This window comes from Streptomyces sp. NPDC055078 (genome assembly GCF_053607985.1).
In genome coordinates this window covers 1-1231 of the sequence record NZ_JBSGUP010001136.1, presented here as the reverse complement: position 1 = coordinate 1231, position 1231 = coordinate 1, and the positions used below count along the sequence as shown (strand labels likewise).

Sequence of the window (1231 nt, the reverse complement as noted above, 5' to 3'; positions counted from 1 at the left end):
CAGCCGCACCAAAGCGCCGGCATAGTCGGCGGTCACCGACAGCACCCGGGTGCGGCACCCGCCCCGCTCCCCGTACGACACCGCACCGGGGTCGATGCCCAGGGCTGTCCGCCACGCCTCGAAGGCGGCGAAGTCGTCGTGCAACGCCAGTTCCAGCCGCTCCGGGAACACCGTGGACACGTTCACGGTGGGCGCGGGCAGGCCGGGGAAGTCCGCAGCCAGCAGCCGCAGCACCCGCAACGGCACGGACAGACCACTCAGAGTCAGATCGGTCATGCCGCACCCCCCGCCGGACCCGCGTCCGTGTCGGTGGTGCGGTTGGCGAGGGAGCGGCGGGCGGCCAGCACCCGGCGGCTGGCCCGCCGCACCCGCCGGACGTCCAGCTCCGACACCGGCCGGTCGATCACCGTGATCTGCGCGTCGAGCAAATCCACCTCGGCGGCGATGAGCGGCATCTCCGCCTCGATCGCGTCCAGCTCCGCATCCGTGGGACCGGACACCAGAGCAGGGTGAAGCGTCACAATGGTCATGGGTCGTGCACTCTCCTCAGCAGGTGGGAACGGCCCACATCAGCGCCCCCGGAGCTGCAACTCCGGGGGCGCACGGCCGTTCAGTGGATGGAGTGCCCCGGGCCGGATCCGATCCGGCAGCATCACGCCGGGTCCGGGGCTGGTGGAACATCAGCGGTGCTTACTGGCTCCAGCCTTCCGGCTGGTCGGTGAGCCGGGCCGCGTCCTCGTACACGGTCCGGGTCGTTTCCTGCTGCCACGCCAGATCAGCAGCAGCGGGGGCGGGGTCCTGCGACCCCAGACCGGACGCCCATCCCTCAGCCTGTGTCTGGAGCTCCCACGCGGTCCTCTCGGTGGCGCTCATCAGCGGCCACCCATCCGCGTCTTCGCGGCGGCGGCGCGCTGGAGCGCGGCAGCGGCCTCGGACGCCCGGCGGGCAGCCTCAGCGGCAGCGGCAGCCGCCCGGCGGGCCGCTTCGGCCTGAGTGGACATGGCGGTCATCGCGACCACCCGGCCAGAGCGAGAACACCCTCACCGGGACGCGGCGGACGGGCGGGCGTACGGACCGGCTGACCGTCACCCGACGCGTGAGGACGCGCGGGCTGCGGCTGCGGCTGACGGCCGTCACGCTCATGCGGAGTCGGCCGCAACGGCAACGGCGGCCGGTCCTCATCTGTCAAAATCGTCACCACAGGTGACCTCCCATAAAGGTGTGCCTGTAG

At 72.1% G+C, this 1231-nt stretch carries 4 protein-coding genes; all 4 read right to left on the bottom strand.

Going from position 1 to position 1231, the window contains the following annotated elements; genetic code table 11:
- A partial coding sequence (locus ACWF94_RS40765) for a hypothetical protein (protein WP_453500388.1) occupies positions 1-276 on the bottom strand: 276 nt, incomplete at its 3' end.
- Positions 273-530, bottom strand: coding sequence for a DUF6284 family protein (locus ACWF94_RS40760; RefSeq protein WP_453500386.1), 258 nt, complete (start codon positions 528-530; stop codon positions 273-275). The genes ACWF94_RS40760 and ACWF94_RS40765, both read right to left, overlap by 4 nt.
- A 160-nt stretch (positions 531-690) precedes the next feature.
- Positions 691-873: a hypothetical protein gene (locus ACWF94_RS40755; RefSeq protein ID WP_453500384.1), complete on the bottom strand. Its 183-nt coding sequence runs from the start codon at positions 871-873 to the stop codon at positions 691-693.
- Entirely contained in the window at positions 873-1010 is a 138-nt protein-coding gene (locus tag ACWF94_RS40750; protein WP_453500382.1) for a hypothetical protein, read from the bottom strand. The genes ACWF94_RS40755 and ACWF94_RS40750 overlap by 1 nt, the downstream gene beginning before the upstream one ends.
- Between the last annotated feature and the right edge of the window lie 221 nt (positions 1011-1231).